A 6,452-nucleotide genomic window follows, 5' to 3' on the forward strand; every position below is an offset into this window, starting at 1 on the left:
CGTGTGTTCGACTCGGATGAACGTCGTCTACGGGTCGCGGTCGTAGGGGGCGGGATCGGCGGCCTTTCGGCGGCCTGGCTGCTGTCGAGCCGCCACGAGGTCGTGCTGTTCGAGGCCGACGGCCGGCTGGGGGGCCACGCCAACACCGTCGAGGCGCCGAATCAGGATGGCGGGGCGACGCCGGTCGACACCGGCTTCATCGTTTACAACGAGCCGAACTACCCCAATTTCACCGCCCTGCTCGACCACCTGGACGTGGCCTCGATCCCGGCGGACATGGCGCTCAGCGTCAGCCTGGACGACGGAGAGTTCGAATACTCCAGCTTCGGCATGAGCGGCATGTTCGCCCAGAAGCGGAACATCTTCTCCGCCCGGTTCTGGTCGATGCTGCGCGACGTGACCCGCTTCTACCGCCATGGGCCCAAGGACCTTGCGTCGCTGGAGGCGCCCTTGACCTCGCTGGACGACTACCTGGCGCAGAAGGGCTATTGCCGGGCGTTCCGCGACGACCACCTGCTGCCGCAGGCCGCGGCCATCTGGTCGACGCCGCTGGCGGCGATCGGGGCCTATCCGGCCGCCGCCCTGATCCGCTTCTTCCAGAACCACGGGATGATGAGCGTCTTCGGCCGCGGCCTGTGGCGCACCGTCCAGGGCGGCAGCAAATCCTATGTCCGCAAACTGACGGACGCCTTCCGGGGCGAGGTGCGGGCCGGGGTGCGGGTGACCGGCGTCAGGCGCGTCCCCGGCGGCGCGGAGGTGCGCGACGTCACCGGCCATGTGGAGCGCTTCGACGAGGTGGTGATCGCCACCCACGGCGACACCGCCCTGGCGCTGCTGGACGACCCGACGCCGGAGGAGCGCCGCATCCTGGGCTGCTTCCGCTATAGCCGGAACCTGACGGTGCTGCACACCGACCCGAGCCTGATGCCCCAGCGCAAGGCGGCCTGGACGAGCTGGAACCACATCGGCCGCCGCGACAATCCGGAGAACGGCTGCGTCACCTACTGGATGAACCGGCTGCAGAGCCTGAAGAACGCCCAGGACCTGTTCGTAACGCTGAAGCCGACCCGGCCGATCGCGCCGGAGGCGGTGATCAAGACCGAGGTCTACGAGCACCCGTTGTTCGACGCCGGCGCCATCGCCGCCCAGCGGGAGATCTGGAGCCTGCAAGGGGCGCGGAACACCTGGTTCTGCGGCTCCTATTTCGGCCACGGCTTTCACGAGGACGCGCTGCAGGCCGGCCTGGCGGTCGCCGAACAGCTAGGCGGGGTGCGCCGGCCCTGGACCGTCGAGGGCGAGTCCTCGCGCATCCACGTCGCCACGCCGCGGGAGCCGGTGGAGGCCGCGGCGTGACCGCCTCGGGGCTCTATTGCGGCCTCGTCAGCCACGCACGGGTCAAGCCGCGCAAACACAAGCTCGCCTACAGGGTCTTCATGCTGCTCGTCGACCTGGATGAGCTTGCCGACCTGAAGCTGAAGACCCTGGGGATCGGCCGCTTCAACCTGTTCGGCTTCGACACCCGGCGGTTCGGCGACGGCTCGGGCCGGCCGTTGAAGGCCCAGGTCGAGGCGACTCTGGCGGAGGCCGGCCTTCCTACCGGCGGGCCGGTCCGCATGCTGGCCATGCCGCAGATCCTGGGCCGTGGGTTCAACCCGCTGACCGTCTATTTCTGCCATGCGCCCAACCGCACCCTGTCGGCCATCCTCTACGAGGTGAACAACACCTTCGGCGAGCGGCACAGCTACCTGATCCCGGCGCCCAATGCGGCGCTGATCAAGCAGGGCTGCGGCAAGGCCTTCTACGTCTCGCCGTTCATGGACATGGACCTGACCTACGCCTTCCGGATCCTGCGGCCGGAGGAGCGGGTGCTGGTGGCGGTGGATGCGTCCGACGCCGACGGCCTGGTGCTGGCGGCGAGCTTCGCCGGCGAGCGGCGCGAGCTGACCGACCGCGAGCTGGTCCGCGCCTGGCTGACCCATCCGTGGATGACCCTGGGCGTGGTGGCCGCGATACACCTCGAGGCGCTGCAGATCTGGCTCAAGGGCGAGAAGGTGCGGGTGCGGCCGAAGAGGCCCGCGCGGGCGGTGACCGTAGCGCCGGCGGCCAAGCTGGCGGCTTAGATTTCCCTCCTTGGAATGGCGAGGGAAGAATCCCTTGACTGACCGTTCAACTTACGACTTGATGGATCGATCAACCAAGGCCGATCCCAAGGTCAGTCTATGCCCATCGACACCCGCCTGCGCATCCTCATCGCCGCGATGGAGCTGTTCTCGGAGAAGGGCTACGGCTCGACCTCGATCTCGGACATCCTGAGCCGGTCGCAGGCCAATTCGGGCAGCCTCTACCACTTTTTCCCGGGCAAGCAGGATGTGCTGGTGGGGGTGCTGGAGCTCTACCGCGACGGCATCTACCAGATGCTGCTGGAGCCGGCCTGGCAGGGGGTCGAGGACCCGATCGAGCGGATTTTCGCGCTGCTGGCGCGCTACCGTGCGGCGCTCCTGGAAAGCGAATGCCTCTACGGCTGCCCGATCGGCAGCCTGGCGCTGGAGCTGCACGAGCCGGATCCGCCGGTGCGCGAGCTGCTGGCGCAGAACTTCACCGGCTGGACCACCGCCATCGGCAAGTGCCTGGCCGCCGGCGCCGGGCGCCTGCCGCGCGGGGCCGACGTCACCGCCCTGGCGGAGTTCATCCTGACCACCATGGAGGGCGGGGTCATGCAGGCGCGCACGCACCGCGATATCGCCTATTTCGACCGCAACATCGACCAGCTACGCCGGCACATGGCGCTGCTGGAACAGAGCGCCCGGCAGGGGGCCGCGGCGTGAGCTGACGGGGTTCAACCAAGGGGGAAAGATCCGATGCCGCACGTGAACTGGCTGGCCGTCCTGGCCGCGGCGCTTTCGAGCTTCGTGCTGGGCGGGATCTGGTACTCGGCGCTGTTCGCCAAAGCCTGGCAGGCGGCGGCGGGCTTGAGCGACGCGGATGTGGCGGGCGGCAACAAGCCGTTGATGTTCGCCGGAGCCTTTGCCCTCTCGCTGGTGCAGTCGGCGGTGTTCGCCCTGTTCCTGGGCCCCAATCCGGCGCCGATGCTTGGGGTCGGCGCGGGCTTCGCGGCGGGCCTCTGCTGGGTCGCCGCGGCGTTCGGGATCACCTACCTGTTCGAGCGGCGCAGCCTGAAGCTGTTCGCGATCAACGGCGGTTACGCGACCCTGCAGTTCACCGCCATCGGCGCGATCCTGGGGCTCTGGCACTGATGCGCCGGCTCCTTCTCCTGGCGGGCCTGGCGGCGCTGACCCTGGCCGGCGCGGCGCGGGCCGAGGGCTCGAAGGTAGACCTGGCCGCGGTGCGCGACACCTCCAGCGTCGACCAGACGGGCGCCAGGCTGTTGCAGGACACCGTGCGGATCCATGCCCCCGCGGCCGTGATCTGGACGGCGCTGACCGACCAGGCCGCCTACCGGGCCTGGGCCGCGCCGGTCAGCTTCATCGACTTCCGGGTCGGCGGCGCGATCGAGGTGGCCTTCGATCCCAGGGGCAAGCCGGGCGACGCGGCCAACCTGAAGCAGCAGATCACGGCCTATGTGCCCGGGCGGCTGATCGCCTTCCGCAACCTGCCGTCGACGGTGGGGCCGCCAGGGTTCGCGGCCTATCCGAAGCTGGCCATCGTCATGGAGCTGAGGCCCGTGAGCGACGGCGAGACCGAGGTCGTGCTGTCGCAGGTGGGCTATGGCCAGGGCCCGGATTTCGACGCCCTCTACGGCTTCTTCAAAGGCCACAATCCGCAATACCTGGCGGACTTGAAGGCCTTCTGCGAACACGGCGTGAAATAGCCTCCGCCTCTCTCCTCTCGGCTCCGCCGGAGGGATAGGCTCAGGCCTTGATGAAGACGTGGATCTCGCCGACCCCGCCGATCGGGACCGGTTCGCGGTCGGGGGTCAGGCCCGCGGGGGCGGCCAGGGGCGCCGGGTCGGCGTGGTAGTAGGTCAGTCGCTCGGAGGATTGCCGCAGCGCCTGGCCGCGGGCGTCGAGCTCGACATATTCGATCACCTGGTCCAGGCGGCAAACGTCTTCGCGGAAGGACCGCTCGCGCACGAACAGCAGCAGCCGACCGCCGGTGGGGATCGGCTCGTCGAGCACCGGCTGGCTGGATTCGGGCGGGCCGGGCAGGCGCATGATGTCGACCAGCGGCAGGTGGAAGGCCGCCAGGCCGCCGGCTTTCAGATGGCGCGAGGCGGTGGCGAAGGTGTTCTTCCAGGCCATGCCGCGCGGCATGTGGGCCAGGGTGAAATAGGGGCAGATGACCAGGTCGAAGGTCCGCTTCAGGTCCAGCGCCGTCATGTCGCCGCGCCTCAGCTCGACGCGGGCGGCGAGCGCCGGGCTGAGCTCCGCCTGCTTGGCGGCGGCCTGGGCCAGCATGGCCGGGGCGATGTCGACGCCCACGACGGAGAAGCCGCGTTCGGCCAGGCCGAAGGCGAGGCGCCCGGTGCCGACCCCCAGCTCCAGGATCGTCCCGCCGGCCGGGGCCAGGCGGGCGTAGGCGTCGAGGTCGCCCTCCAGGCGCGTATCCGCCGCCGTCACCGTGTCGTAGAAGGCCGCGCTCAGGCCCTTTTCGGCATAATAGGGGCGCGTGGTCATCGAGGGTCCGGAAGGGCGTGACGGCCGAGGTTACGCAACTGTCATGCCCGATGTCGTTGCGCCGGATCAACGGCAGGGCCAAATATCGGCGTATGACGGGCTCGATCACGAGCCCATGGGGAGCTGAGACATCAACGTGAACCGTTTCCGGACCCGCCCGCTCGCGAAGCTCTGGGCGCGCGTCGCCCTCATCGTGCTCGCGCCGCTGTTGCTCGCCGCCTGCGGCTACAACGCCATCCCGACGAAGAACCTCGCCGCCCAGGAGAAATGGTCGGAGGTTCAGAACCAATACCAGCGCCGCGCCGACCTGATCCCCAACTTGGTGAACACGGTGAAGGGCTATGCGGCCCAGGAGAAGAGCACGCTGGTCGAGGTGACGGAGGCCCGCGCCTCGGCCACCCAGGTGAAGGTCGACGCCTCGACGATCACCAATCCGGCGGCCTTCCAGCAGTACCAGCAGGCGCAGGACAAGCTGAGCGGCGTGCTGGGCCGGCTGATGATGATCCAGGAGCGCTATCCGGACCTGAAGTCGAACGAGAACTTCATGGCCCTGCAGAGCCAGCTCGAGGGCACCGAGAACCGGATCGCCATCGCCCGGCGCGACTACAACCAGGCGGTCCAGGACTACAACACCACCCTGGTGACCTTCCCGCAGGTCATCTGGGCCAAGACCCTGCACTCCGACGCCAAGCCCATGCAGCTCTTCTCCGCCAGCGCCTCGGCCCAGGCCGCGCCGACGGTGAGCTTCGACACCACCCCGCCGCCGCCGCCGTCGGGCGCGGCGCCCGGCAGCCCGCCGCCGCCCGCTCCGGCGCCCAAGTGACGGCGGCGGCGCCTTCAACCTCCCCCGAAACACGGAGGAGGGGGACCACGAAGCGGTGGAGGGGGCGCTGGTTCAAGCGCCGCGCGATGGCAACGCCCCCTCCGTCGGCTTCGCTGCCGCCTCCCCCGCACGCTGCCGCTACGGGGGAGGAGCTTGGTCGCAAGGCCTCGGGCAACCGCATTCGAAACGTCTGCGCCGCGGTCCTCGCCTTCTTCGCCATCGCCGGCGTGGCTTTCGCGGCGACCCCGAAGTTTCCGGCGCTGAGCGGGCGGGTCGTAGACGAGGCGCACGTGCTGTCGCCGGCTGCGACGCAGAAGCTCGACGGCGAGCTCGCGAGCCTTGAGCAGCAGACCGGCCACCAGTTGGTGGTGGCCACCGTGCCGGACCTGCAGGGCTTTCCGATCGAGGACTACGGCTACCAGCTCGGCCGCGCCTGGCAGCTCGGCCGCAAGGGCGTCAACGACGGGGCGATCCTGCTGGTCGCGCCCAAGGACCACAAGGTCCGCATCGAGGTCGGCTACGGCCTGGAGCCGGTGCTGACCGACGCGCTGAGCAGCGTGATCCTGCAGGAAAAGGTGCTGCCGCAGTTCAAGCAGGGCCACATGGAGCAGGGCGTGGTCGCCGGCGCCGAGGCGCTGATCGCGCAACTGTCCCTGCCCGACGAGCAGGCCAAGGCGAACGTCGCCCAGGCGCAGGCGCAGCCCCGGCCGCAGGCCGATCGCGGCGCGGCTCCGCATATCCCGGTTTTCCTGATCCTGCTGATCGTCTTCTGGGTGATCGCGGGCCTGCTGCGGGCCGGCGGGCGCGGCTTCGGCGGCGCTTGGTGGCTGCTGCCGTTCTTCCTGGGCGGCGGCGGACGCGGCGGCGGCTGGGGCGGCGGCGGTGGAGGCGGCGGCTTCTCCGGCGGCGGCGGATCGTTCGGCGGCGGCGGATCGTCGGGGAGCTGGTGATGAAGCATCTGTCTCCATCCGAACTCAGCGCCATCGAGGCGGCGG

Annotated in this window: 8 protein-coding genes; 7 read left to right on the forward strand and 1 reads right to left on the reverse strand. The window is 69.6% G+C overall.

The genetic code is table 11. The features are described 5' to 3' along the window. The first annotated feature begins 3 nt into the window (after positions 1-3). The 5 genes from VNW53_RS09850 to VNW53_RS09870 all read left to right on the forward strand — a co-directional run bounded on the left by VNW53_RS09850 (position 4) and on the right by VNW53_RS09870 (position 3,829). The gene (locus tag VNW53_RS09850; RefSeq protein WP_325555387.1) at positions 4-1,353 is read left to right on the forward strand and encodes an NAD(P)/FAD-dependent oxidoreductase; all 1,350 of its coding nucleotides are present in this window, start codon (positions 4-6) and stop codon (positions 1,351-1,353) included. After that, a complete protein-coding gene (locus VNW53_RS09855; protein ID WP_325555389.1) occupies positions 1,350-2,120 on the forward strand; it encodes a DUF1365 domain-containing protein in 771 nt (256 codons plus the stop codon). Before VNW53_RS09850 ends, VNW53_RS09855 begins: the two co-directional genes overlap by 4 nt. Positions 2,121-2,219: 99 nt before the next feature. After that, positions 2,220-2,825 (forward strand): TetR/AcrR family transcriptional regulator, encoded by a 606-nt coding sequence (locus VNW53_RS09860; protein ID WP_325555390.1) that lies wholly within the window; start codon positions 2,220-2,222, stop codon positions 2,823-2,825. A 33-nt stretch (positions 2,826-2,858) separates the two neighbouring features. Further along, on the forward strand, positions 2,859-3,254 hold the full coding sequence (locus tag VNW53_RS09865; protein ID WP_325555391.1) for a DUF1761 domain-containing protein: 396 nt from the start codon (positions 2,859-2,861) through the stop codon (positions 3,252-3,254). Next, the gene (locus tag VNW53_RS09870) at positions 3,254-3,829 is read left to right on the forward strand and encodes an SRPBCC domain-containing protein (RefSeq protein ID WP_325555392.1); all 576 of its coding nucleotides are present in this window, start codon (positions 3,254-3,256) and stop codon (positions 3,827-3,829) included. Before VNW53_RS09865 ends, VNW53_RS09870 begins: the two co-directional genes overlap by 1 nt. Before the next feature lie 40 nt (positions 3,830-3,869). Here the strand turns inward: VNW53_RS09870 and VNW53_RS09875 are convergent, their stop codons facing one another. Next, a complete protein-coding gene (locus tag VNW53_RS09875) occupies positions 3,870-4,634 on the reverse strand; it encodes a class I SAM-dependent methyltransferase (RefSeq protein WP_325555393.1) in 765 nt (254 codons plus the stop codon). Positions 4,635-4,770: 136 nt separating this feature from the next. On the opposite strand from VNW53_RS09875, the gene VNW53_RS09880 reads away from it, so the two are divergent. Further along, positions 4,771-5,457: a LemA family protein gene (locus tag VNW53_RS09880; protein WP_325555394.1), complete on the forward strand. Its 687-nt coding sequence runs from the start codon at positions 4,771-4,773 to the stop codon at positions 5,455-5,457. A gap of 86 nt (positions 5,458-5,543) precedes the next feature. Next, positions 5,544-6,407 (forward strand): TPM domain-containing protein, encoded by an 864-nt coding sequence (locus VNW53_RS09885; RefSeq protein ID WP_325555395.1) that lies wholly within the window; start codon positions 5,544-5,546, stop codon positions 6,405-6,407. Positions 6,408-6,452 lie beyond the last annotated feature (45 nt).

The organism is Phenylobacterium sp. (assembly GCF_035569475.1).
Classification (GTDB): Bacteria; Pseudomonadota; Alphaproteobacteria; order Caulobacterales; family Caulobacteraceae; genus Phenylobacterium.

What these genes read in the sequence shown, in the direction of transcription:
- VNW53_RS09860 (WP_325555390.1), top strand. Translation starts at nt 2,220, where the DNA reads ATGCCCATCGACACCCGCCTGCGCATCCTCATCGCCGCGATGGAGCTG.
- VNW53_RS09865 (WP_325555391.1), top strand. Translation starts at nt 2,859, where the DNA reads ATGCCGCACGTGAACTGGCTGGCCGTCCTGGCCGCGGCGCTTTCGAGC.
- VNW53_RS09870 (WP_325555392.1), top strand. Translation starts at nt 3,254, where the DNA reads ATGCGCCGGCTCCTTCTCCTGGCGGGCCTGGCGGCGCTGACCCTGGCC.
- VNW53_RS09875 (WP_325555393.1), bottom strand. Translation starts at nt 4,634, where the DNA reads ATGACCACGCGCCCCTATTATGCCGAAAAGGGCCTGAGCGCGGCCTTC.
- VNW53_RS09885 (WP_325555395.1), top strand. Translation starts at nt 5,544, where the DNA reads ATGGCAACGCCCCCTCCGTCGGCTTCGCTGCCGCCTCCCCCGCACGCT.